General features: G+C 47.6%; 26 protein-coding genes. 16 read left to right on the top strand and 10 right to left on the bottom strand.

What is annotated here, in order from left to right; genetic code table 11:
- A partial coding sequence (locus FEK66_RS25310) for a transposase (protein WP_171023585.1) occupies positions 1 to 134 on the bottom strand: 134 nt, incomplete at its 3' end.
- Between the two features lie 184 nt (positions 135 to 318).
- Here FEK66_RS25310 and FEK66_RS25305 point away from each other — a divergent pair.
- The 3 genes from FEK66_RS25305 (at position 319) to FEK66_RS25295 (ending at position 3,530) form a co-directional block, all read left to right on the top strand.
- On the top strand, positions 319 to 507 hold the full coding sequence (locus FEK66_RS25305) for a hypothetical protein (RefSeq protein WP_130209595.1): 189 nt from the start codon (positions 319 to 321) through the stop codon (positions 505 to 507).
- A gap of 659 nt (positions 508 to 1,166) precedes the next feature.
- On the top strand, positions 1,167 to 2,507 hold the full coding sequence (locus FEK66_RS25300) for a hypothetical protein (RefSeq protein WP_130238204.1): 1,341 nt from the start codon (positions 1,167 to 1,169) through the stop codon (positions 2,505 to 2,507).
- A 486-nt stretch (positions 2,508 to 2,993) separates the two neighbouring features.
- A complete protein-coding gene (locus FEK66_RS25295) occupies positions 2,994 to 3,530 on the top strand; it encodes a winged helix-turn-helix domain-containing protein (RefSeq protein WP_165382798.1) in 537 nt (178 codons plus the stop codon).
- A gap of 62 nt (positions 3,531 to 3,592) precedes the next feature.
- Here the strand turns inward: FEK66_RS25295 and FEK66_RS25290 are convergent, their stop codons facing one another.
- The 8 genes from FEK66_RS25290 to fliE form a co-directional block, all read right to left on the bottom strand.
- Positions 3,593 to 4,009, bottom strand: coding sequence for a flagellar protein FlhE (locus tag FEK66_RS25290; RefSeq protein WP_130209601.1), 417 nt, complete (start codon positions 4,007 to 4,009; stop codon positions 3,593 to 3,595).
- A complete protein-coding gene (gene flhA / locus FEK66_RS25285) occupies positions 4,009 to 6,105 on the bottom strand; it encodes a flagellar biosynthesis protein FlhA (protein WP_130209603.1) in 2,097 nt (698 codons plus the stop codon). Before flhA ends, FEK66_RS25290 begins: the two co-directional genes overlap by 1 nt.
- Positions 6,098 to 7,246, bottom strand: a complete 1,149-nt coding sequence (gene flhB, locus FEK66_RS25280; protein ID WP_130209605.1) for a flagellar biosynthesis protein FlhB — start codon at positions 7,244 to 7,246, stop codon at positions 6,098 to 6,100. Before flhB ends, flhA begins: the two co-directional genes overlap by 8 nt.
- Positions 7,247 to 7,319: 73 nt before the next feature.
- The gene (gene cheZ, locus FEK66_RS25275; RefSeq protein WP_130209607.1) at positions 7,320 to 7,961 is read right to left on the bottom strand and encodes a protein phosphatase CheZ; all 642 of its coding nucleotides are present in this window, start codon (positions 7,959 to 7,961) and stop codon (positions 7,320 to 7,322) included.
- A 2-nt stretch (positions 7,962 to 7,963) separates the two neighbouring features.
- Positions 7,964 to 8,353: a chemotaxis response regulator CheY gene (cheY, locus tag FEK66_RS25270; protein WP_130209609.1), complete on the bottom strand. Its 390-nt coding sequence runs from the start codon at positions 8,351 to 8,353 to the stop codon at positions 7,964 to 7,966.
- A 38-nt stretch (positions 8,354 to 8,391) separates the two neighbouring features.
- A complete protein-coding gene (locus tag FEK66_RS25265; protein WP_130209611.1) occupies positions 8,392 to 9,429 on the bottom strand; it encodes a chemotaxis response regulator protein-glutamate methylesterase in 1,038 nt (345 codons plus the stop codon).
- A gap of 3 nt (positions 9,430 to 9,432) precedes the next feature.
- Complete coding sequence (locus tag FEK66_RS25260) at positions 9,433 to 10,272, bottom strand: CheR family methyltransferase (protein WP_130209613.1); 840 nt, start codon at positions 10,270 to 10,272, stop codon at positions 9,433 to 9,435.
- A 186-nt stretch (positions 10,273 to 10,458) separates the two neighbouring features.
- Positions 10,459 to 10,794 (bottom strand): flagellar hook-basal body complex protein FliE, encoded by a 336-nt coding sequence (gene fliE, locus FEK66_RS25255; protein ID WP_130209615.1) that lies wholly within the window; start codon positions 10,792 to 10,794, stop codon positions 10,459 to 10,461.
- Positions 10,795 to 11,095: 301 nt separating this feature from the next.
- Here fliE and fliF point away from each other — a divergent pair, with 301 nt between their 5' ends.
- The 13 genes from fliF to fliR all read left to right on the top strand — a co-directional run bounded on the left by fliF (position 11,096) and on the right by fliR (position 22,044).
- A complete protein-coding gene (fliF, locus tag FEK66_RS25250) occupies positions 11,096 to 12,778 on the top strand; it encodes a flagellar basal-body MS-ring/collar protein FliF (RefSeq protein WP_130209617.1) in 1,683 nt (560 codons plus the stop codon).
- Positions 12,775 to 13,761: a flagellar motor switch protein FliG gene (fliG, locus tag FEK66_RS25245; RefSeq protein ID WP_130209619.1), complete on the top strand. Its 987-nt coding sequence runs from the start codon at positions 12,775 to 12,777 to the stop codon at positions 13,759 to 13,761. The genes fliF and fliG overlap by 4 nt, the downstream gene beginning before the upstream one ends.
- On the top strand, positions 13,748 to 14,464 hold the full coding sequence (locus FEK66_RS25240; protein WP_130209621.1) for a flagellar assembly protein FliH: 717 nt from the start codon (positions 13,748 to 13,750) through the stop codon (positions 14,462 to 14,464). Before fliG ends, FEK66_RS25240 begins: the two co-directional genes overlap by 14 nt.
- The gene (gene fliI, locus FEK66_RS25235) at positions 14,461 to 15,849 is read left to right on the top strand and encodes a flagellar protein export ATPase FliI (RefSeq protein WP_130209623.1); all 1,389 of its coding nucleotides are present in this window, start codon (positions 14,461 to 14,463) and stop codon (positions 15,847 to 15,849) included. Before FEK66_RS25240 ends, fliI begins: the two co-directional genes overlap by 4 nt.
- 2 nt (positions 15,850 to 15,851) lie before the next feature.
- Entirely contained in the window at positions 15,852 to 16,295 is a 444-nt protein-coding gene (fliJ, locus tag FEK66_RS25230) for a flagellar export protein FliJ (RefSeq protein ID WP_130209625.1), read from the top strand.
- Position 16,296: 1 nt separating this feature from the next.
- The gene (locus FEK66_RS25225) at positions 16,297 to 17,526 is read left to right on the top strand and encodes a flagellar hook-length control protein FliK (protein ID WP_165383339.1); all 1,230 of its coding nucleotides are present in this window, start codon (positions 16,297 to 16,299) and stop codon (positions 17,524 to 17,526) included.
- A 340-nt stretch (positions 17,527 to 17,866) separates the two neighbouring features.
- Complete coding sequence (gene fliL / locus FEK66_RS25220) at positions 17,867 to 18,403, top strand: flagellar basal body-associated protein FliL (protein ID WP_240725568.1); 537 nt, start codon at positions 17,867 to 17,869, stop codon at positions 18,401 to 18,403.
- A 5-nt stretch (positions 18,404 to 18,408) separates the two neighbouring features.
- Complete coding sequence (fliM, locus tag FEK66_RS25215; RefSeq protein ID WP_130209629.1) at positions 18,409 to 19,425, top strand: flagellar motor switch protein FliM; 1,017 nt, start codon at positions 18,409 to 18,411, stop codon at positions 19,423 to 19,425.
- Complete coding sequence (gene fliN, locus FEK66_RS25210; protein ID WP_130209631.1) at positions 19,412 to 19,798, top strand: flagellar motor switch protein FliN; 387 nt, start codon at positions 19,412 to 19,414, stop codon at positions 19,796 to 19,798. The genes fliM and fliN overlap by 14 nt, the downstream gene beginning before the upstream one ends.
- Complete coding sequence (gene fliO / locus FEK66_RS25205) at positions 19,798 to 20,217, top strand: flagellar biosynthetic protein FliO (RefSeq protein WP_130209633.1); 420 nt, start codon at positions 19,798 to 19,800, stop codon at positions 20,215 to 20,217. The genes fliN and fliO overlap by 1 nt, the downstream gene beginning before the upstream one ends.
- Before the next feature lie 49 nt (positions 20,218 to 20,266).
- The gene (gene fliP, locus FEK66_RS25200; protein WP_130209659.1) at positions 20,267 to 20,980 is read left to right on the top strand and encodes a flagellar type III secretion system pore protein FliP; all 714 of its coding nucleotides are present in this window, start codon (positions 20,267 to 20,269) and stop codon (positions 20,978 to 20,980) included.
- 12 nt (positions 20,981 to 20,992) lie between these two features.
- A complete protein-coding gene (gene fliQ, locus FEK66_RS25195; protein ID WP_130209635.1) occupies positions 20,993 to 21,262 on the top strand; it encodes a flagellar biosynthesis protein FliQ in 270 nt (89 codons plus the stop codon).
- 2 nt (positions 21,263 to 21,264) lie between these two features.
- Positions 21,265 to 22,044: a flagellar biosynthetic protein FliR gene (fliR, locus tag FEK66_RS25190; RefSeq protein ID WP_130209637.1), complete on the top strand. Its 780-nt coding sequence runs from the start codon at positions 21,265 to 21,267 to the stop codon at positions 22,042 to 22,044.
- Between the two features lie 36 nt (positions 22,045 to 22,080).
- Here fliR and FEK66_RS25185 read toward each other — a convergent pair whose 3' ends face one another.
- Positions 22,081 to 22,746, bottom strand: coding sequence for a hypothetical protein (locus FEK66_RS25185; protein WP_135560342.1), 666 nt, complete (start codon positions 22,744 to 22,746; stop codon positions 22,081 to 22,083).
- Positions 22,747 to 23,235: the final 489 nt, after the last annotated feature.

The raw sequence follows: 23,235 nt of genomic DNA, 5'->3' as shown, positions 1-23,235 counted from the left end.
GGAGGTAGTCCATAGATGTAAAAGGTGGCCTCAGAAATACCCATCTTTCTGCAGACTTCCCCTACGCGGGTGCCGGTTTCGGCCTGTTTCAGCGCAAACGCAATCTGTTCTTCGGTATAACGGGTCTTTTTCATGGTAATAAGCCTCTCTGTTAGCAGGAAGAAAGACCGGAGACTTCAGTTTAGACTGGTACTGTTTTCAGGGAGGAGATCAGATACACGTCTACACGGTTAGGTATGCCTCGACCTTCCGACTTATCCAAATCTTCTTTTTGCCGATAATTTATTAAACAATATAAGTAATCTGTGAGGTGATGCTATGAACGATTATGAAGCACTAGAGAATATGATGAAAGAGATTCAGCAAATCGTCTCGTTTCATGCCGGAGCCGAAACGAGAGTCCAGACCAGAGTGACTATCAGGAGTAACGATGATAAGCACATTTTAATAAACATAGGTGAAATTTCAGACATAGATATTCATTTTAAAAATCCTGTTATGAAATAGAGTTACTCCACCTTTTGTTAGTCAAAATGTCTGAATTTGTCATATCATACGCTTTCTGGCGATGGAACAGACATAATTGCGATAATGCTTCATGTGGTACATTTTTAGCTTTTATGTCTGAAATTGATATCTGCATAGTATTGTATTCAATGGTTATTTCTGGTATTTAAACCAAGAAAGCTGATATATCCATTTTATAAAAACTTGTTTTATCAGTAGAAATTTTATTGCGTTAATAAATGTCCTGGTTGTTAAAATTATTTTCTTTTCACTTTCTGCACTCTCCGGATTCTATTACTCCTGTCATTACTGAAGAGCTGTTCTTATGCCTGGTAATGTGAATACATGAACTGTTGCTGATAATCTCTAAACCGTGATTAGCCTTTCTTTATGTACTCATATCACAGCATTAACTTTATTCTCACTTGTTGTACAATGTAGTAACTTATTTTGTGCCTGATCAGGCCTGGTAAAGTATCAAGAGCCCCGCGGGATAATCTGAAACTGTTATGCTACAAAAGATGTCATATACCTTTTCTACGTTGCAGCAGCGCTATCTAAAGTTCTATTGTAGCTTGGTTCAATCTTTCTCTCAGTCTGAATCCCGGGCAATAACAGAGCCACTAGCTTCTTCTGTAGTGCAATGAAAAGAGTATCGAATGAATATTAATACACGGCAATTATTTGTGTTGTCGACGCTTGCCGGGACAGTTCTGACGACCTCAATACCCGTTTATGCGACAACGGCAAAAGATCAAACACTGGTGATAACTGGGCATAAACCCGTGGCTGCCCCTGAACTTACCCTAGGGGATACATTAACGCTGGAACCTAAATTCAGCGATCCTGATGGTGATACTGAAGATACTTCCCCATCAGGGACGACGTATCAGTGGCAGGTGGAAACGTCCCCAGGGCAGTGGGAGGATATTCCAGGACAGACCACGACCCAATACACACCCTCTTCAACAAATAAAGGTCATGTACTACGCGCGCAAGTCACAGCGCGAACAGACAGTAATAATACCATTCCCTTTGAGGGGGATGCGATTGCCTCAGGTTCTGTTGATACCTACAGCGTAATCAGCAGTACAAAGTCATCATTGCCAGATTGTGTTGGGCTGGCCGATACCGATATTAAATGCAGCGTGACGTTGATCAATAGCCTCGGCGAACCTGTCAGTAATGCGATTGTTGATATTAAGCCGGGATATTCTGCAAAAACAACCTCAGGGACCACGGATAGTAGCGGTCAAACGACCGTTATTGTGCACCCGGATAAAGTCGTTGATGCTGCGGAGGATAAAGAGGCTGAATCTGTGATAACCGTTAATAATGTTGAGGTCTTACCCAGGATAAAAGTCAAGGTTACACCGATAGTCGAGCTGTACGATAAAATAAGCAATAAAGCCAGAGACTGGTCTGGGCTTATTGCACATGGTGCTTATTTACCGATTAACAGTACCGTGGGTTTCGCAAGCGCAAATGGGAAAAAACTGGATAGTCATCGTTGGAAAGTTGAAGGTGTGACCCCTGCCGGCGAACAAAAAATCGTATTAGATGCAACAAATACGGAAATTCAGATTACTGATAAACCAGGTGTCGGTATGGAAGGCTCAATGAAATTTACTGATACTATGACGGGCATTGTACAAATGTCTCAATCATTTCGTTTTATGAGCTATGTTAAATTTTCTAATGTAATCGTATCACCATATGCTGGTATTGAAAATGTTTGTATAAATTCGGCGGAAGCAAAAGCGTTAGGTTCTAACGACGGGCTGGCAAGAAATGATCTGTTTAATTGGGATTATGATGGACTGCATGAAGGGGCGCTTTGGGCAGGGATTTCCTATTTGCCAAATACGCTCGACGGTGCTTATCGATATGGTGGTACTGGGCGTTATAGCTGGGTTCATATAATACAAGGGGTATACGCAGACTCCCCATTGAAACAAACAAGTAGTGTGCCTTCGCCAACTGATGTTTTATGCCGTTAATATTTATTATTCTATTTTTTAGTGACCGCACATGCGGTCACTTCTTTCAATAAAATCTGTCAGTATGAAATCAACATTCCGGTTAATACTAAACCGAATCGTGTTGCAGACCCTTCTTTTCCCTCTCACGTATTTCAGTCGTTATCATTAATGTCATATGCTGTAGCGAAAGCAGAATGCCGTCTACCGTATCTCTTGAATCCATAATTCACTTCTTAAACTGTAATATGTTGCTACGCGAAAAATAAATAATCATTTTAAAACAACAAGTTGCATATTAAATTCGCGATTTAAAATAATATCACATCAAAATTGGATAATCCTGTCATAAAGTTCAGTGATGCAAGTGAGGTGTAACAGCATTCACTAACCGGCACACGAAGAACTACTGTTCACTATTTTAGCCCGGTTGTGAAAGCGCAGAACAGAGCTAACGGTGGGGATATCTCTCGCCACAGTGATTCACATAAGGGAGCTATGGTGAATATGATTAATACACAGGAACGTTATACTACTTTCCAGTTTGGTGATTTCTCTTTTACAAACGACGGTTTTTTATGTTGCGGAGCGGAAGAAGTTTATCTGCCGCCTAAAGAAGCTGGCGTGCTTAAGGTTTTATTAGCGAATGCAAAACGCGTGGTCAGTAAACATAAAATTATTAATGATGTCTGGTCTTCTGCGGTTAGCGACGAGTCGCTGACGCGAAGCATTTACCGTATTCGTAATGCACTTGGGCAGAATAAAGAAAATATCTTTATTGAAACTGTTTACGGCAAAGGATACAGATTCGTCATAGACGTTAACGCCACAGTATCAGATGCCCATACAAAAAACAGTGGATATCAGACACCCTGTCACGCTGTACAGTTAATGGCAGAAAAACGCACGTTAGCCGGTTATGAATTTGCGGCGTCAGATGCGGTCTATTACGCAGCATCGAAAACAAACCGCAACTGTAGCCAATGTGATTTTCTGAAAGAGTTAATCTCTGCGCTTAATAGTGATTTTCCGCTAAGAGAATAATTCGACTTCTCATACCCATCGACGCACTGGACGGTGGGTACTTGCCATGTTAAAGCCAGTCCTCACGATTGTGAGCCGTAGCCTATTGTTAATTGATTTCTCACCACCGTCATGGAGGGTATTAACTGCCCTTTATAGCGCACGTTATAAATAAAGTGAAAAACGCCGCCTGCCGATAAATGACGAACTGGTGTTAAATGGCCGGCGAGAGCGGGCAGGGGCTGACACCAGGTCGTACTGCATAAATTGATTTCCAGTCCCTGTGGCGGTGGAGTAAGAAGATTTATTTTCCACGTAATATATTTCACGGGCGCGTTACGTGGTACGACGGTGGGGGCGTGAAGAACACGCCCAACCAGTAATTCTTCGCCTGTAGTCAGCGTGCCACCGCTGCTCTGCTGGCTCCAGCTTCCTGCGGAAGCCAGGCATAATGACGAATGGAGCGCCAGCAGCAGAAATGCTGTATTAATGGCTTTCATTATTTTTGTCCGCCGATGCAGGTCGACATATGTAACATTCGGTCATGTGCAATCTCCTGCGTAGACAACACTACCAGCTGTGGGTAAATCCGGCGCAGAAAACGGGAAAGCATGGTTCTGAGCGGTGGCGCGACAAGCAGTACCGGCGGAATATTACGCGAGTTTTGCTCAAGGATAGCCTGTTCTGTCTGGCGGATCAGGCTGTCTGCAATACCCGGTTCAATGATGCTGTTGTTCTGGATTGCCTGCAGGAGAATCTTCTCAAGGTTGCTGTCGAGGCCAATCACGTCGATATCTTTATTATTACGGAACCAATGTTGGGTAATTGCCCGACCGAGGCGGCTACGGATTTGAGCGGTTAAATCATCAGGGTCGGTGATTGTTGGCGCAAATTCAGCCATCGTATCGATAATTGTGCGCATATCACGGATAGAAACTTGTTCCACCAGGAGATTTTGCAGCACTTTATGGAACAGCGTTAAAGAGATCACGCCAGGAATTAAACCATCTACCAGGCGCGGCATATCTTTTTCAAGGCGATCGAGCAGCAGTTGGGCTTCATTGCGGCCAAACAGTTCGCCAGTGTGCTGGGTAATCAGATGATTCAGGTGCGTTGCTACGACGGAGGCCGGGTCTACTACGGTATAGCCCTGTACCTGGGCCTGCTCACGCTGTACTTCATCAATCCACCATGCCGGGAAACCAAATGCCGGGTCTTTACACGGTGTTCCGTCCAGATCACCTTCGGCGCAGCCTGGGTTAATTGCCATCCAGCGTTCAGGGTGAATCGTGCCATGACCAATTTCCACGCCTTTCAGCAGGATACGATAACTGCCTGGTTCAAGGCTCAGATTGTCACAGATGTGTACAGACGGCGGGAGAAAACCCATTTCATGCGCAAAGTTTTTACGCAGGCCACGGATACGCGTCAGTAGCTGACCGTTTTGATCGCTATCAACCAGCGGAATTAAACGGTAGCCCACTTCCAGCCCCAGTACGTCTTCAATCTGTACGTCTGCCCAGGAGGCTTCGGCTGTAGCGTGAGCGGCTTCAGCGTGGATTTCGTCACGCGTTTTATCTTCTTTGCTGGCCGACTGATTATTCTCCTGGCGACCGCGTAACCACCAGGCTAACCCCAGCAGTGCAGCGGTAAAGAGCAGAAATACCAGATTAGGCATACCAGGGATCAACCCAAGCAGACCGATTACGCCAGCCGCCAGCAGCATTACCTGAGGATTGTGGAACAACTGACCCACCATTTGCTCCCCGACATCCTGTTCGGTCGCTACGCGCGTCACAATAACACCGGCAGCGGTGGAGATTATCAGGGCAGGGATCTGGGAAACCAGACCGTCGCCAATGGTTAACAGGGTATACGTTTCACCGGCTTGTCCGATCGCCATGCCGTGTTGCAGAACACCGATAGCGAGGCCGCCGATGATGTTAATGGCCATAATCATCAGGCCCGCGATGGCATCGCCGCGCACGAATTTACTGGCACCATCCATTGAGCCGTAAAAGTCGGATTCCTGGGTCACTTCGTTACGACGGCGCTTGGCTTCGGCTTCACCGATCAGACCGGCGTTAAGGTCGGCGTCAATGGCCATCTGCTTACCTGGCATCCCGTCGAGAACGAAGCGAGCGCCCACTTCGGCAATACGTCCGGCACCTTTGGTGATAACCATAAAGTTAATGATGATCAGAATCGCGAACACCACGATGCCGATAGCAAAGTTACCGCCTACCAGAAAATGACCAAACGCCTCCACGACGCGACCCGCCGCTGCAGCGCCGGTGTGGCCTTCCATCAGGATGATACGCGTCGAAGCAATGTTCAGCGCCAGTCGAAGCAGGGTGGCAAACAGGAGGACCGTCGGGAATGCCGAGAACTCCAGCGTGTTTTTGGTGAACATGGATACGAGCAGGATCATCAATGAAAGGACGATATTGAACGTAAACAGGGTGTCCAGAAGAAACGCCGGGAGCGGCAGGACCATCATGGCGAGGATCATCATGATCAGCACCGGGCCGGCCAGTATTCGCCACTGGGTATCTTTCAACTGTGGTAAACGTAATTTAGTGGCGATATCAGACATCGGTATTCATCTCGTGGTTAAAATCCAGTTTTTCCGGTACAGGAAGGTTCCGGGGTGGTACGGGTTTGGTTTCGCCGGTGTGGCGCCAGCGACGCAGGCTGTAGACCCACGCGAGCACTTCTGCCACCGCGCTATAAAGTTCTGTTGGGATCGGTCTGCCAATCTCGCTGTGTCGGTAAAGCGCACGCGCCAGCGGTGGCGCTTCCAGCATCGGGATCTTATGTTCTTTCCCCAGCTCTCTGATGCGCAGCGCGACTTCCCCTGCGCCTTTGGCCAGCACGATTGGTGCGCTCATACTGTTTTCTTTGTAGGACAGGGCGACGGAGTAGTGCGTTGGGTTGTTGACAATCACATCCGCCTCAGGCACATCGGACATCATGCGGCTTCTGGCGATAGCGCGCTGCATCTGCTTGATTCTGTTCTTGATGTGCGGATCGCCTTCCTGCTGCTTAAATTCATCGCGTATTTCCTGGCGGGTCATACGCAGCTTTTTCAGGTTGCTGAAGATCTGGTTAAAAATGTCATAGCCAACCATCGGGATAATGCACAGCAGTACCATCATCAGGCAGTGCAGAATCAGGTCCATCGCGCGGCCAATCGCTTCAGGCAGTGGAGCACTCACTAACTGGATGAAATGCTCTTTATTATTAGTAAGATACAAAGTACAGCCTGTTCCTACTAAAGTAACTTTCAGACATCCTTTTAATAATTCAGCGACCATTTGCCCTGAAACCATCCGTTTCATTCCTGAAAGTGGATTTAAGCGTTTTAAATCTACTTTCAGGCCACCGCCCAGGTGAAGCCCACCAATCAGTAATGGCGAGGCAATCCCCACTACAAACAGCCCAAGCAGAAAGGGCATCAATGCCTGAATCATCATTACCAGCATGTCGTAAAGCTGGTGAATCATGCTTAACGGGTCCTCAATTTGATGTCTGTTGAGGGTTAACCCGGAATGCAATAACTGTAATAACGTGCGGGCAAGGTTTTCTCCGCTACCCGTCATCAGCGACCAGCCTGCTAACAGAATCAGCAGGGAGGTGAGTTCTCTGGAACGAGGAATCTGCCCTTTTTTCCGCGCTTCTTCTTTTCGGTGAGCTGTGGGCTCTTCTGTTTTTTCCTGATCGCTTTCTTCTGACATACACCTGCCTGGGTCTGGTTCCTCTGCTAACCGCGTTAGTTCTGGTTATCAGAGGAAAATGACATTACATAGATTAAAAGCCGAGACTCTGGAGAAGGTCATCAACCTGGCCCTGGGATGTCATTACACCTGCCTGGGTCTGATCGATTTGTGGACCATTAATTAATGAATTAGCGACTTCTTTCGTCGGTACAGTCTCTTCAGGAATGTTATCTACGAGTACCCGAATCAACTCTTTTTCGACAACTTCAATAATGGTCATCATGCGCTGGATAACCTGACCGGTCAGATCCTGAAAGTCCTGCGCCATCATGATTTCCATGAGTTGATTATTGGTTTTACCGGCCAGACTGGTCGCCTGTTTCAGATAATGCCGGGTATCTTTTACCAGTTCACGGGCTTCCGGCAGTTCAACAGGCGCATCAAACCAGGCATCCCAGCGTTGTGTTAACTGTTCAGCTCCGCTGGAGATAGCGTCCTGCATCGGTCTTGTTTCTTCCACACTGTTCAGCACACGCTCCGCAGCCTGCGATGTTTTCTTTGCCACATAATTCAGACGTTCGCGGGCATCAGGGATCGCTTCAGCCGCATCCATGATGGTTCGCTCAAGGCCAAGACTGACCAGACTATCCCTTAGCATCCGTGTGATATTACCAATACGGGTAAAGACGTCTGGATCGTGATTCTTTGGTGGCAGTTGCGCAGACGCGGTCATGATTATCCCCCGAGCTTCTCAAAGATTTTGTTCAGCTTTTCTTCAAGAGTGGCTGCGGTAAAAGGCTTAACCACATAACCGCTGGCACCGGCCTGCGCTGCGGCAATAATGTTTTCCTTCTTCGCTTCTGCGGTAACCATCAGCACAGGCAGCGCTTTAAGCGCACTATCCTGGCGAATTTCATTCAACAGCTGCAAACCGTCCATGTTCGGCATGTTCCAGTCACTAATGACAAAATCGAATGGTTCTTTTTTCAGACGCGTCAGCGCGTCATGACCATCCTCCGCTTCGTCAACATTGTTGAAGCCGAGATCTTTAAGGAGATTGCGGACAATGCGACGCATGGTGGCAAAGTCATCAACAACGAGGAAACGTAAATTCTTATCTGTCATGGTATATCCTGAAAAATTTCTAAGTACGAAATAGGCTGTTAAATACGGCGAGACTGCCCGGTTATGTTATTGAGAATTTGTTGGCTCATATCATCGAGGTCGGCGACTTCTGTTACCGCCTCTAAAGCCACTGCTTCACGGGGCATACCGAATACCACACATGAACGTTCGCTCTGGGCGAGGGTTCGGGCGCCTGCGTTACGCATCGCCAGCAGACCTTTCGCACCATCGTTACCCATACCCGTCAGGATCACACCGACGGCATTTCGTCCTGCGACTCGGGCAACGGATTCAAACAGCGTATCTACCGACGGACGATGGCGGTTAACAGGCGGCGTATCGCTAAGTTTGATATGGTAGTTAGCCCCGCTACGTATTAACTCCATATGTCTGCCGCCTGGCGCGATATAAGCATGACCGGGTAGTACGCGGTCATCATGCTCTGCTTCCTTTACGGACAGCAGGCAGGATTTATCCAGACGCTGGGCAAAAGAACGGGTAAACCCTGGTGGCATATGTTGTGCGATGACGATTCCCGGACATGTCGGCGGCATTGGCAAGAGGACATGGCTTAATGCTTCCGTACCACCGGTAGAGGCGCCAATGGCAATAATTTTTTCACTGCCAATAAGCGGGGCGCGAATAACGGGAGGAACTGTTCTTTTCTGGAAACTCCGCACGCTTGCCGCGATACGAATTTTGTCAGCGATCATATCGCTGTATTTTTCCATCCCTTCCTGAAGTCCTTGCTGAGGTTTAGTAATAAAATCTACGGCGCCCAGTTCCAGTGCTGCAATAGTGATATCAGAGCCTTTGCTGGTCAGTGAAGAAAGCATTAATACCGGCATTGGACGCAGACGCATTAAACGTTCAAGAAAATCCAGACCATCCATGCGCGGCATTTCAACGTCCAGCGTCAGTACATCCGGGTTATGTTGTTTAATCAAATCACGGGCCATGATGGGATCATGCGCCGTGGCGACCATTTCCATATCCGGTTGTTGATTAACAATTCGCGTCATGATATTGCGAATTAACGCCGAATCGTCCACGCACAACACTTTTATCTTTTTCATTTGTTACCCCTTTGCCAGGCAGTAAACAGATTGGCCGCGCAGGCGAAAATGACTATTTGCAGTATTAAAATGTTCTGAATGACCCGCAAAAAGTATTCCACCTGGTTTCAGTATTTCTGCAAAACGGCGCATAAGAATATCCTGCGTATTTCTGTCAAAATAAATCATCACATTGCGACAGAAAATAGCATCAAACGGTGCAGGAATATCCCACTGCGGGGCCACGAGATTCAGCTGTTGGTAATGAATCGATGCCAACAGTTCCCTTTTTACCTTTACTTTATCACCGTGATTTCCTGTTCCACGCAGAAACCAGTCTTTTTTCTGTTTTTCATTCAGACTAGCCAAATCGGATAATTGATAAATTCCTTTTTTGGCATGACGCAGAACATCGGTATCAATATCCGTTGCCAGTATGCGAGGCCCCGTAATACTACGACCCAGCGTTTCTTCCAGCGTCATCGCAATTGACAGTGGTTCTTCGCCTGTGGATGCGGCAGCGCACCATACGTTATACATACCGCGCCGACTCCGCGCATGTTCTGCAAGAATAGGGAAATGGTACGCTTCACGAAAAAAAGAGGTCAGGTTAGTGGTCAGCGAGTTGACAAATGTCTGCCATTCCGGCGCATCAGAGCTGCTTTCAAGCAGTGCCATATACTCACTGAAGCTGTTTATCCCTAGCTGAGTGATTCGGCGGGATAAACGATTATAGACCATATCTTTTTTTTGACCATTCAGGACAATACCTGCACGGCGGTAAATTAGCTCGCTGACACGTGCTAAATCTTTATCCGTGAGAGTGTTCAGAGTTTGCGCAGGGAATTCAGAGTGATTAGCCATATTGCGGAATTTTATTTCTCAGTGTTTCCGCATTTAGCGGGGGATAGAGAGTTATTTTCAACACATGATTGGGGTTTCAATACGTATCACCCGATCATAAACACAGCCAGGCGGTGATCAGGTGATACGGGAAAACAGAAAATAACAATCAGGATTAACGGAGTGACTAAAACGAAAAATCGACAATCAGACACCCATATTCATGATGTCCTGATACGCGCTAACCATTTTATTGCGTACCTGAACACCAAGGTTAAGTGCTACAGATGACTTCTGCATCGAAACCATAACATCATTTAAGCCAACTCCCGGCACGCCTGCCAGATAGTCTTCAGAGCCTTGTTTGGCCTGATTCTGGAGCTGGCTGATATTATTGAGGCTGTTAAATAACACATCAGAAAATTGCGTTTTATTTTCTGTGTCATTTGATTCTGTCAGAGCAAGCTGATTCTGCATTGCAGAAACCTGGCCTGCCTGACGCTGGATCTGATTTACTACCCCATTGATTGTATTTAGGGACATATTGTTATTTCACCTTACTGACACTTAACAACAGATAGTTGATACTGATGTCTTATCAGCTCTGTTTAATTTAGGCGTACTTTATCATGGCGGAAGTTCAGCAGCATTGTGGGAAAAGTCAGCATAAACCTGTTCTTATTGCAGATTAGGTTTAGGGCTGTTTCAGGCGATAATTCTTATCTGGCAAATTTTCTTAAATGAAAAATTGTCGCGAATAATACTCATCACCAGTTTGTTCATCTGCATCTGCAATATGACACCTGCGTTGAAGTCGTACCATTTAACTTTACAGGAATATGGCATGAATGCCACAACCCAGGGTAATAAAAAAAATAGTCCCTTTGATTTTAAGGCACTACTGGAACGAATTCGGGCAAATCCCAGAATTATTTTTATGATCACAGCGGCGGCAGCAATTTCAATTGTTGTCGCCTTGCTATTCTGGATGCAAGGGCCAGTTTATCGAGTTCTCTACAGTAATATTAGCGAACAGGACGGTGGAGCGATTGTCACTCAGCTTAGCCAGATGCAGGTTCCTTATCGCTTTGCTGACCATAACGGCGCCATCATGATCCCGGAAGACCAGGTTTATGAGGTCCGTCTTAAACTCGCACAGCAGGGATTGCCGAAAGGTGGCTCTGTAGGGTTTGAACTGCTCGACCAGGAAAAATTTGGTATTAGCCAGTTTAACGAGCAGGTTAACTTCCAGCGTGCGCTTGAAGGTGAACTGGCTCGTACTATTGAGACGTTAGGTCCAGTACAGAGCGCCCGTATTCATCTGGCAATACCGAAACCGTCACTGTTTGTCCGCGAACAAAAAGCGCCTACTGCTTCAGTGACTCTTACTTTACAAAATGGCAGAACACTGGATGAAGGCCAAGTCAACGCCATCAGTTACATGATAGCCAGCGCGGTTTCTGGCCTTGATGCCGCTCATGTCACCATTGTGGATCAGTCTGGCCATTTGCTTTCCGGCAGTGACACTCACAATACCCAGACAACACAGCTTAAATATATCCGCGAAGTTGAAGATGACTATCAAAACCGTATTCAGGCAATTCTGACACCCGTTGTAGGCAGCGCCAACGTTCGTACGCAAGTTACGGCGCAAGTGGATTTCACCCAGAATGAGCAAACTGTTGAGGAATATGCCCCCAACACGTCGCCAGACAAGATGTCTATCCGCAGCCGCCACGTTGTTCATGATGAACAGGGCGGGAAAAGCAGCGTTGGAGGAGTACCTGGCGCGTTAAGTAATCTACCGCCTACGGCCGCCACCGCACCGATTACCACCTCAACGCCAGCACGCGGCGCCAAAGATAGCGCGACACGCCCGGCGCCTCAGACGGTAAGCCAAAACCTACAACCTTACAGTCAGAACCATGACGACATTACCAATTACGAGCTGGACAGAACGCTAAAACATATCACCCGCAACACGGGTAATGTGGAACGTTTGTCGGTCGCGGTTGTTATCAATTATCTGCCAGGAAAAGCCGGAGAACCGGCGGCTCTGACGCCAGCGCAGATGAAGCAAATCAACGATCTGGTTAAAGAGGCAATGGGCTATACCGCTTCCCGTGGGGATTCGGTAAATGTGGTTAACACACCATTTAGCCAGTCAGACAAAGATGTCGCTCTTCCACTGTGGCAACAGCAGGATGTCATTCAGTTAGTTCTTAGCGTACTGCGTTATCTTTTAGTCGCTCTGGTTGCCTGGATGCTGTGGCGTAAAGCCGTATGGCCATTCTGGGTGAAACATCAGGAAATGCTGCTCCAGCGGCTCGAAATGGAAAAAGAAGCACGTCAGGCCGAAGCAACGGCGCAGCGGCAGAAAAAAGAACACAGCGAACTTGCCAAGGCTCAACAGCGCATGGATACCGAGCTTACTACTCAGCAACTGCGTGAAATGGCCGATGAGGCACCGCAGATTATTGCACTGGTTATTCGCCAGTGGATGAATAAGGAGCAGAAACCATCATGAATGCTGCCATGCGAAGCGCCATTATTATGCTAACGCTCGGCGATGACCGCGCCGCCGACGTCTTCCGCCATCTCAGTCCTCAGGAGGTGGCACAGATAAGCACTGCTATTGTCAGTATTCACTCTTATACCCATGAGCAGATTGCTCAGGTGCTGAGTGAATTCAAACGCGATTCAGAAGAGTATGCGTCCATCAGCATCAATGCGGATGAGTATTTACGCAATGTTCTGGTGAAAGCGCTGGGTGAATCCCAGGCCGAAGCCTTGTTGGATAATCTGCTGGATGCCCATAGTGAAAACAACGGTATCGATACGTTGGGTCTGATGGAACCGTATATGGTGTATGACCTGATTCGGGAAGAGCATCCGCAGATTATTGCGACCATTCTGGTGCATCTGAAACGCGCTCAGGCAGCAAGCGTACTGGCGAAATTCGAAGAACGCGAACGTAACGACATTATGTTGCGTATTGCCACCTTTAACGGCGTCCAGCCGGTGGCACTGCAAGAACTGACGGATGTACTGAACAATCTGCTCCACGGTCAGTCACTGAAGCGCAACAATATGGGTGGTGTTCGTCCGGCGGCTGAAATTCTCAACCTGATGAAAACTCAGCAGGAAGAAGCGGCGCTTACTGCATTCCGTGAATTTGATCCTGAACTGGCGCAAAAAATTATTGACGAGATGTTCCTGTTCGAAAATCTGGTGGATATGGACGACCGCAGCATCCAGCGCCTGCTGCAGGAAGTCGATGGCGAGTCTCTGCTGGTTGCGTTGAAAGGCGCTGATCAGGCGCTGCGTGAGAAGTTCTTCAGCAACATGTCCAAACGTCAGGCTGAAATTATGCGTGATGATCTCAATTCCCGTGGTCCGGTACGTATGACCCAGGTTGAAGCAGAACAGAAATCCATTCTGTTGGTGGTACGTCGTCTGGTGGAAGTCGGAGAGATGGTGATTGGCGGAGGTGAGGATGTCTACGTCTGAGACAACCTGGAAACCCTGGCGGCCTGATGATCTGCTCGGGCAGGGCAGTTCCTCATGGCCAAACCTGGAGTCTGAAAATCATGCAGATGCAGACCCAATGTCTGACCCGGACCGGCAGGCAGAGCTTGCTCGTGTTCGCCAACAGGAAGGGCAAAAAGGGTTTACGCAGGGACTGGTAAAGGGCGAAGAAGAGGGCCGCCGCCGCGGCTACGAAGAAGGATTGCAACAGGGAAAAGCCGAAGGCATTAAGCAAGGATTAGCGGAAATACATGCTCAACAATCGCTGTTAAATTCACAGTTTTCCCGCGTGATGGAAAGTTTCCAGATCTCGGTTGAAAACATGGACAGCGTCATTCCTGCCCGCCTGGTGCAACTGGCGCTGATGGCGGTGCGTACTCTGTTGGGCGGGCAGGGCGTTACGGATAAAATGCATACCAGTCTGATGAATCACATCCGTACCCTACTCAACGAAGATAGTTTACTGAAAGGTAAATTTCGCCTGACCATCAGTGCGGAAGAACCAGAAGAGGTACGCCAGCAGCTTGAGACGTTACTCTCAGCCTATGACTGGGAATTGTGTGCCGATCCTCATCTTCTACCCGGCGGTTGTCGGATCAGTACGGAAGAAGGGGAACTGGATGCCTCGCTGGAAACCCGCTGGCAGTCGTTGTGTCAATTGGTTCGTAACAGGGGCGGTGTATGACTTCGCATCTCAAAAACTGGCTGGGTGCTCTGGAACAGCAAGAAACGCGGATGACGACGTTACCCGCTTTTCGTCAGTACGGCAGGCTGATCCGCGCGACTGGACTGGTGATGGAAGCCACCGGACTAAAATTACCCATCGGAACGCTGTGCATTGTTGAACGTGACGGCCCGGATGGTATTCGTTGTGTAGAAAGTGAGGTTGTTGGTTTCAGTGGACAAACGCTGTATCTGATGCCGCTGGAACATGTGGACGGCATCTTGCCTGGCGCCAGAGTCTGGGCGCCGGATAGCGGTGATAAGTTAACACAAGGCAAGCAGCTTCCTGTTGGGCCTGGATTATTGGGGCGTGTGCTGGATGCCAGTGCGCGACCACTGGATGGCCTTCCTCCTCCCAGTAATAGTGATCGGGCAACATTATTTACCGCTCCGTTTAACCCGTTACAACGCGATCCTATTCGCAATGTGCTTGATGTCGGCGTTCGGGCGATCAATGGGTTACTGACCGTGGGACGAGGCCAGCGTATGGGGCTGTTCGCGGGGTCCGGTGTCGGGAAAAGTGTCCTGTTAGGCATGATGGCGCGCTATACCACCGCTGATGTGGTGGTTGTGGGACTCATCGGCGAACGAGGCCGTGAAGTCAAAGATTTTATTGAAAATATCCTCGGAAAGGATGGCTTACAGCGTTCGGTGGTTATTGCTGCGCCTGCCGATGTATCGCCGGTACTGCGTATGCAGGGGGCGGTATATGCAACCCGTATTGCGGAAGATTTCCGTGACCGTGGATTAAATGTGTTGCTGATCATGGATTCGCTGACGCGTTATGCGATGGCGCAACGTGAGATAGCATTAGCCATTGGCGAACCGCCAGCAACCAAAGGCTATCCGCCTTCTGTTTTCGCCCGTTTACCGGCCCTGGTGGAGAGAGCCGGAAATGGTATCCGTGGCGGTGGATCAATCACTGCATTCTATACCGTATTGACGGAAGGCGACGATCAGCAGGACCCGATTGCGGACTCCGCTCGTGCCATTCTCGACGGACATATTGTTCTGTCACGCCGACTGGCGGAATCAGGCCACTATCCGGCCATTGATATTGAAGCTTCTATCAGCCGTGTGATGACGGAAATTACGCAACCAGCGCAATTTAAAAAGGTACAGCGTTTTAAACAACTTCTGTCCTCGTGGCAGCGGAACCGGGATTTGGTCAGCGTAGGGGCGTATGCCAGAGGCAGCGATCCTTTACTGGATCAGGCGATCACCTTATATCCAGAAATGGAACGCTATCTGCAACAGGGCATCCATGAACGCCAGGAATATGATGTTTCATGTCGCCAGCTCGATGCGTTATTCCCGGATAACAGAGGCCCTGAAGCAGGTGAATAATCATGGCAACGTCAGCACCAATGGATGTTTTGCGGGATCTGGCCGAAAAGAAACTCAATGACACCACGGTGCGACTGGGGCGTGCGCGCCAGTCGCATGAGAATGAAGTCTCACGTTTACAACAATTACAGACATACGAATCTGAATATCGTCGCCAACTGCAAAACACCATTGCCGATAAGGGGATGTCAGTGTCTACGCTCCAGTCATGGCAAAGTTTTATTGGTGCGCTGGAAAAGGTCGTTTTGCAGCAGGTAAACCAGGTGAACAACAGCCAACAGATTGTCGATGCCTCGCTCAGTGACTGGCAAAAAGATCGTCAGCGGTTAAACGCATTTGAAACATTAAAAAGCCGGGCCGAAGCCCAGCGTATATTGAAAGAAAACCGACAGGAACAAAAAATGATGGATGAATTTGCCCGCCGCGCCAGCCAGAGGGGAAAATAAAATGCAGGTAATTTCTTTACCTATGAATACTGGCAATCTGGGGCATGGACACGCTGTAACGCAGAATGACACAGACACGTCATCATTTGCCGCAGAACTCGACAGCAAACTGCTTCCTGGCGCCATCCCGAAGCCTCATCTTCCGTCGGAAGGGACAGTAAATCTGTTACCGAACGAGGAAGAAAAAGGGAAAGGATCGCCTGAAGGGGAGCACTCTGGTGTCATGGATAATCTGTTTTACCTGCTTCCGGCGCAAAGTACACCATTACCAGAAACAGGTATAAACCAGGAAATGACAGCGTCACCGATGTTTGAAGGCAATGGACTGGTTACCGCCCTGAAAAATACGTCGGTGTCGCCTGAAAATGTGGCGTCCCAAACGGAAAAGGGGAGTTCCGATGTTAGTTTGCCTGAAACTGAACTTTTAGCGGAACAGAATGGGGATGAAGTACAAAATAATGCTTTCGATACCAGCCATTCGCAAACGTTGAATAAAGCCGTTGCCTATTCAGAGTTTGCGGGGAAAGTCGGTAAACCGGTTGCTCATCCATCTTCATCGCTGCCATTAAAACCCGATTCCTTGCATCTTGAGTCGGCCACCAATACCGGTCATACACTGCCTCAGTCATCGGAACAATTGGCAACGTCTCTGGATTCGGCGGTGGCGAATCAACCGACGGAACAGATGCCTGTACAACATCAGGAAAGTCATACAGCGGATGCTTTTCATATCCCAACCATTGGGGATATGAGCATTCAAATCCGTGAGCCTGTGGGGGTATCCCCATCTGCGCAGCCCTCTGTATTGACAGCGTCTGTGGGGACTACGGAATGGCAGCAGAATTTGAGTCAGCAGTTGGCTTGCTTTACTCGTGAAGGGATTCATCATGCGGAGCTGAGATTGCACCCGGAAGATCTTGGTAGTCTGCATATTAGTCTGCGGATAAATAATGATCAGGTGCAGCTTCATTTTGCCGCAGCCGACCATCAGGTTCGCGCTGCGCTTGAAACGGCGATGCCTCATTTACGAAACTCCCTTGCAGAATCAGGGATCTCTCTTGGGCAAACCAATGTTGCTGCGGACTCCAGACCTTCGTGGGAGAACGGTTCGCAAAATCAGACAGCAGAACAGGATATGCAATCCGATGATGGTGTGGAAAGCGTACCGGATGAACCAGGCGTAATTCTGCATACGATCAGTCGTTCCGGCGGAATAAATACTTTTGTCTGATAAATTTATTTTGTTATTTATCTGAAAGCCCGGTTCCCGGGCTTTGTTGTTTTATTATGGTGGTATTTTTTCCGGGTTTAAACTTGCTTCTTTGCGGGCTGTTGATATCGATCCTGATCTTTAATTATATTAAAATTCAACTGGTTATAAATCTCACGTAGGTGGTGTTTTTTTATCATTTCTGCAACATTCATTTTCATTAAGGATGCAGGCAAACGTTTACAATGTTGTCTGAAGTCAAATCTATCTATCAATTTAATGCCAGCAGCGACATTTTTTTGCCGGATTATTAATACCAGGTTATGTAATAGAATACAGCACCTGTCCCGGGTGTAACGGGGTGCAAATTACTGAGTATATTTTTGTGATGTCAAAAAAGAATCTGGATACCACTCAGAGTGGCAAAAAAAGCAAAGGTCGCATAGCGCTGACCGTCCTGGCATTTGTTTTTGCCAGCGCATGTTTTGGTTATACCTGGACAGAACTGGAGAGTTTAAAGAACAATGTTAAAAAAGGCACAATAGAGCAGGAAATTGAAGAAATAGAGGAAACGTTTGAAATACCTATTTATACACCTTTGGATACGTTTACTGTCAGTCTGAAGCCTGGTGTCGATGGAACAGAACATGTTCTGTATGTTGGATTGACGCTGCGTCTGAAAGATCCTCGCTCCCAGGAATTGTTAAAACGTTTCCTGCCAGAAATTCGTAGCCGCCTTGTTATGCTATTTTCACAGCAGACGATGGAGGAGTTGAGCACACGCGAAGGTAAACAGCAACTGGTTCATCAAGTTGAAAAAGAACTGGCAAGTCCACTATCCGGGAAACAGACGGTTAAAGTTACCGATGTTTTATTTAACATCTTTATTTTACGGTAATCGCTATGTCTGACAATATTTTGTCACAGGATGAGGTGGATAGTCTTCTGAATGGCGATGGTAACGGCGCATCTGAAAACACTCTATCTGCCATGGCTCCTGAGGATGGTATCCGTCCTTACGATCCGGTGACGCAACGACGCGTTGTTCATGAACGACTCAGCACGCTGGAATTCATTAATGAACGTTTTGCCCGCCAGTTTCGTGTCGGAGCGTTCAACGTGTTGCACCGCAGTCTGGACGTCACTACCGGTAATATTCGGGTACAGCCTTATCATGAATTTGCGCGTAACTTGCCTGTGATGACCAATCTTAATTTGATTCATCTGTCACCTTTGCGCGGGACGGCACTGTTCGTCTTTTCTCCCAATATGGTGTTTATGTTGGTGGAAAATTTATTTGGCGGTGACGGACGTTTTAAAACAAAAGCGGATGGGCGGGAGTTTACCCCCACTGAACAACGTATTATTCAGCGTATATTGTCAATTGCTCTGGAGTCTTATGACTTTGCCTGGAGTACGGTTTATGGTCTTAAAACAGAATATATTCGCTCAGAAATGCAGGTGAAATTCACCAATATTACGTCGTCACCGAATGATATTGTGATTACTACACCGTTTTATATCGAACTGGGTTCAGAGTGCGTCCAGATGGATATCTGCATCCCTTTCAACGTTATTGAGCCAATACGTTCTTTGCTTACCAGTCCACCACAGGAAAACGCCTGGCAGGAAGATCAAAACTGGCGTAATACGCTGGCTTCACAGGTCAGAAATACGGAACTGGAACTGGTGGTGAATTTATCCGACGTCCAGATGCGACTGTCACAAATTATGAGCCTGAAGCAACACGATGTTTTGCCGTTAGATAAACCTGAAATCGCTGAAGCTTATGTTGATGGCGTACGGGTACTGTCCGGGAAATATGGCAGTGCAAGCAATCAGTACGCCTTGCAGGTAGAAGAACTTTTTAATACAGCATTAGCACCTTTTTCTAAGGAGAGCTCGCATGAGCAAGAATGAACAGGCGGGCACTACCTCTACTCCCGCAGATACGGCCTGGGCAGACGCACTGGAAGAACAGCGCGAATCCGCAGGAACGACGGGCGTGATGGACGGGGCGAAAGCTATTGCCTCTGACCTGAATCTGGTTATGGATATTCCGGTCAGAATGACGGTAGAACTTGGCAGAACCCGTATGACCATCAAGGAACTTCTGGCACTGAGCCAGGGGTCTGTGGTTGCGCTGGAAGGTCTGGCAGGTGAACCTCTGGATATTTTGATTAATGGTTATCTTATTGCACAGGGAGAAGTGGTTGTGGTGTCGGATAAATTCGGTATTCGTATTACCGATATTATTACGCCATCTGAACGTATTTATCGCCTGAGCAGATAATGATCAATAGTACCCATACAGTTTTACCCACCGCTTCAACAACCAGCATGTCGTCGGTATGGATGCATACCGGCGGTATCCTCTGCCTGATAATATTCGGGTTACTTCTTTTACTCTGGTATTTACGTCGTTCTGGCGGTATTTCAGGGAAAAAAAATGGCCGCAATGCGCTGTTAAATATTAAATTCAGCCAGTCTCTGGGGCCGCGTGAACGCCTGGTTCTTGTGGAAGTGGGAAATCAATGGTTACTGCTTGGCGTGACGGCAGAAAAGATCTCCTGTCTGAGCGCCATCGACAAAAAAACGGTCGAAGAAAATTTTGCGGCTGTTGATCAACCGCAGTCCCGTAGCTCGCTGGTTGACTGTTTTCAGACAGTGCTGGCAAACAGTCTGCGGGGGCGTTATGGCAAGTCACAATAAAATAAAACCATCATGGCGGGTAATGTCGATTATCTGTGGCCTGTTGGTCATGGTGTTTGGCATCGGATTGCCTGTACATAGCGCATTCGCTGCCAATAGCGACATTCTGTTAACTCGCCCGGCGGGTGGGGAAGGCTGGTCTTTACCGGTACAGACGCTGGTCCTGCTGACATCGCTGACCTTTCTACCCGCTATTTTGCTGATGATGACCGGTTTTACACGCATCATCATTGTGTTGGGATTGCTGCGTAACGCGTTGGGAACGTCATCAACACCACCAAACCAGGTGCTGTTAGGTCTGGCGCTGTTCCTCACTTTTTATGTCATGTCGCCCGTGTTTAATAAAATCTATGACGACGCATGGATGCCTTTAAGTCAGGATAAAATCACCGCTCAGGTCGCCATCGATAAAGGTATTCAGCCGCTGCGGGAATTTATGTTGCAACAAACGCGTCAGGATGATCTGGCGTTGTATACCCGCATCGCTCATCAGCAAAACTTCGCCGGACCGGAAGATGTACCGTTAAGTCTGCTGGTTCCGGCGTTTGTCACCAGTGAACTGAAAACAGGTTTCCAGATTGGCTTTACCATCTTTATACCGTTTTTGATTATCGACCTTGTGGTCGCCAGTGTTTTGATGGCGCTGGGGATGATGATGGTGCCGCCAGCGACAATCTCATTACCTTTTAAATTGATGCTGTTTGTTCTGGTCGACGGCTGGCAGTTGTTGATTGGTTCACTGGCTCAAAGTTTTTTTAGCTGACGAGGAAAAGAGATGACAGAAGAACAAGTCATGGCGATGGGATTCCAGGCCATTAAAGTCGGTCTGATGATTGCCGCGCCGTTATTGCTGGCGTCTCTGGTTGCCGGGTTGGTTATCAGCATTCTTCAGGCGTCCACGCAAATAAACGAGATGACATTGTCTTTTATTCCCAAGATCCTTCTGATTGTGGTGGTCATTATTGCTCTTGGTCCCTGGATGTTAAGCGTTATGCTTGATTATATGCACGGGTTGTTTAACAGCCTGCCTTATCTGATTCGCTAGTTATGCTCACTCTGTCTCTGGCTGATCTCTACCTGCATATCGGTCAGTATTTCTTCCCGTTTTTGCGTATTCTGGCTCTTTTTACGTCAGCGCCGATCTTTAATGACAAATCGATCAACAAAAAGGTCAAAATTGCACTGTCGGCACTGATAGCCTTTCAGATAGCCCCCATATTGCCTGACAGCAATATTCGTATTGTTTCGTATGAGGGATTTCTGACGGGAGCGGGGCAGCTCATTATTGGCCTTATCACCGGGTTGATCATTCAGTTGATTTTTGTGGCTGTCCGCCACGCTGGCGAACTTATCGGCCTGCAGATGGGACTTTCATTTGCCACCTTCTATGACCGGGCCGGTGGACAGAATATGCCTGTGGTCGCCCGCTTTCTGAATTTACTGGCTACGCTGATCTTTTTAATCGCCAACGGACATCTTTACCTTCTGGAGATTATCGCCCGCAGCTTTGATATTTTGCCCGTTGTGGCTACGTTACCCAATGCGTCTGCTTATCTGGCTTTTGTAAAACTGGCGGGGCTTATTTTCAGTAGCGGTTTGATACTGGCGTTACCTATTGTGGCGTTACTGCTCTGTATTAACCTGACACTTGGTATTATTAACCGTCTGACGCCGCAACTTTCTGTTTTTGTGATCGGTTTCCCTATTTCACTTAGCGTTGGATTGCTGGCGCTATCGCTGATGATGTACTCCTTTGGCCCACTTTTTGAAAACCTGATGGCCACCATCTTTGACAATCTTCTGCAAATTATGGCCGCGATGAGATAGCTCTGCCTCGCAGCCGTTGTGAACTCGAAAAACGCGTCAGTATTTCTGCCTTAAAATTTTGTCGTTTTCCGTGCGGATTTCCCCTCTGATATACAGTTCACAGAATTGCCGGTAGGAATTCAGCCCTAATTTTTTTAGCGCGCCGCGTCTGATCTGATACAGCGTCGGTTCCGGTATTTTCATGCATCGGGACATTTCGCCTATTGATTCCCCGGCAAGGGGAAGCACCAGACAAATCCATTCTTTCAGGGAAAAACCATAACGTTCGTCCCGGTAGCGATTAATCGTATGCATAGGACGGAATGTTTTACCCCGTAGCCAGGTCTGGAAGTTACGCTGAAAAAGACCGGAGCGTAGGTTATGGGAGTTAAAAAAAGTCACCTTACCAGCAAACTTGCGCGAGATGTAATACGTCAGATAGGAGTTATAACGGCTGACCAGCACGCCAACGCGTTTACGGCTGTTAATCTGGATGAGAAAGTCGACGGCGTCTTTGAAGATACGCAGCGATTCCGTCCCTGACATATCAAGCACTAGCATAATGGTTAGCGTGTCATCCATACCGATAGTGACTTGATCAATTCGATGAATAAACGACAGATTAATGTTGTTGTCGGAGAAAAGATTCTTCATCCCAAATGTGAAATACTCACACAGGGCCATGACAAATACAGGTGGTGTAGAATTAGTACAGCTTTCCATTAGTGCGCGGTCCTCGCGTATTTTCCTGATTACTTAGTTGACGTTGTTCGTCAGCATTTAAAATAAAAGGTTACTTTTTGGGGTATCTGACAAATTTAACATCCTTAGTGGTAAGTATAATACACCACATTAAGTAAATCCTGATTAGGATAATTCGATGCGGAATATAATTATAGTTTAATACTAAGGTCTGGTGATTATTAGTCAGGAGTCAAAGGAGTGCGGCAATGTTTGAGCGTTCGTTTATACTATGATTTATATTTCACCCAACGCGTTCATGCATAATTATTTTCCCCTGATTTATTTGCAGTCAGTGTTCTTATCAGAAAAATCACAATCCTGGTTATTAATCGACTACGCGCTGACGAAGAAAATTGTGGGTGTTTAATTATAAAAAAACCAGCCCAGGAGGAAGAACTGGGCTGGTTGGGGGGGCACGAGGCAGAATCATTCTGCCGTGGGGGTGCACATTAACGCAGAAGCTGCAGA

It is taken from the genome of Escherichia sp. E1130, assembly GCF_005781065.1.
Lineage (GTDB): Bacteria > Pseudomonadota > Gammaproteobacteria > Enterobacterales > Enterobacteriaceae > Escherichia.
Note: the sequence above shows the minus strand (reverse complement) of the source record. Positions and strands in the feature narration are given on the sequence as shown.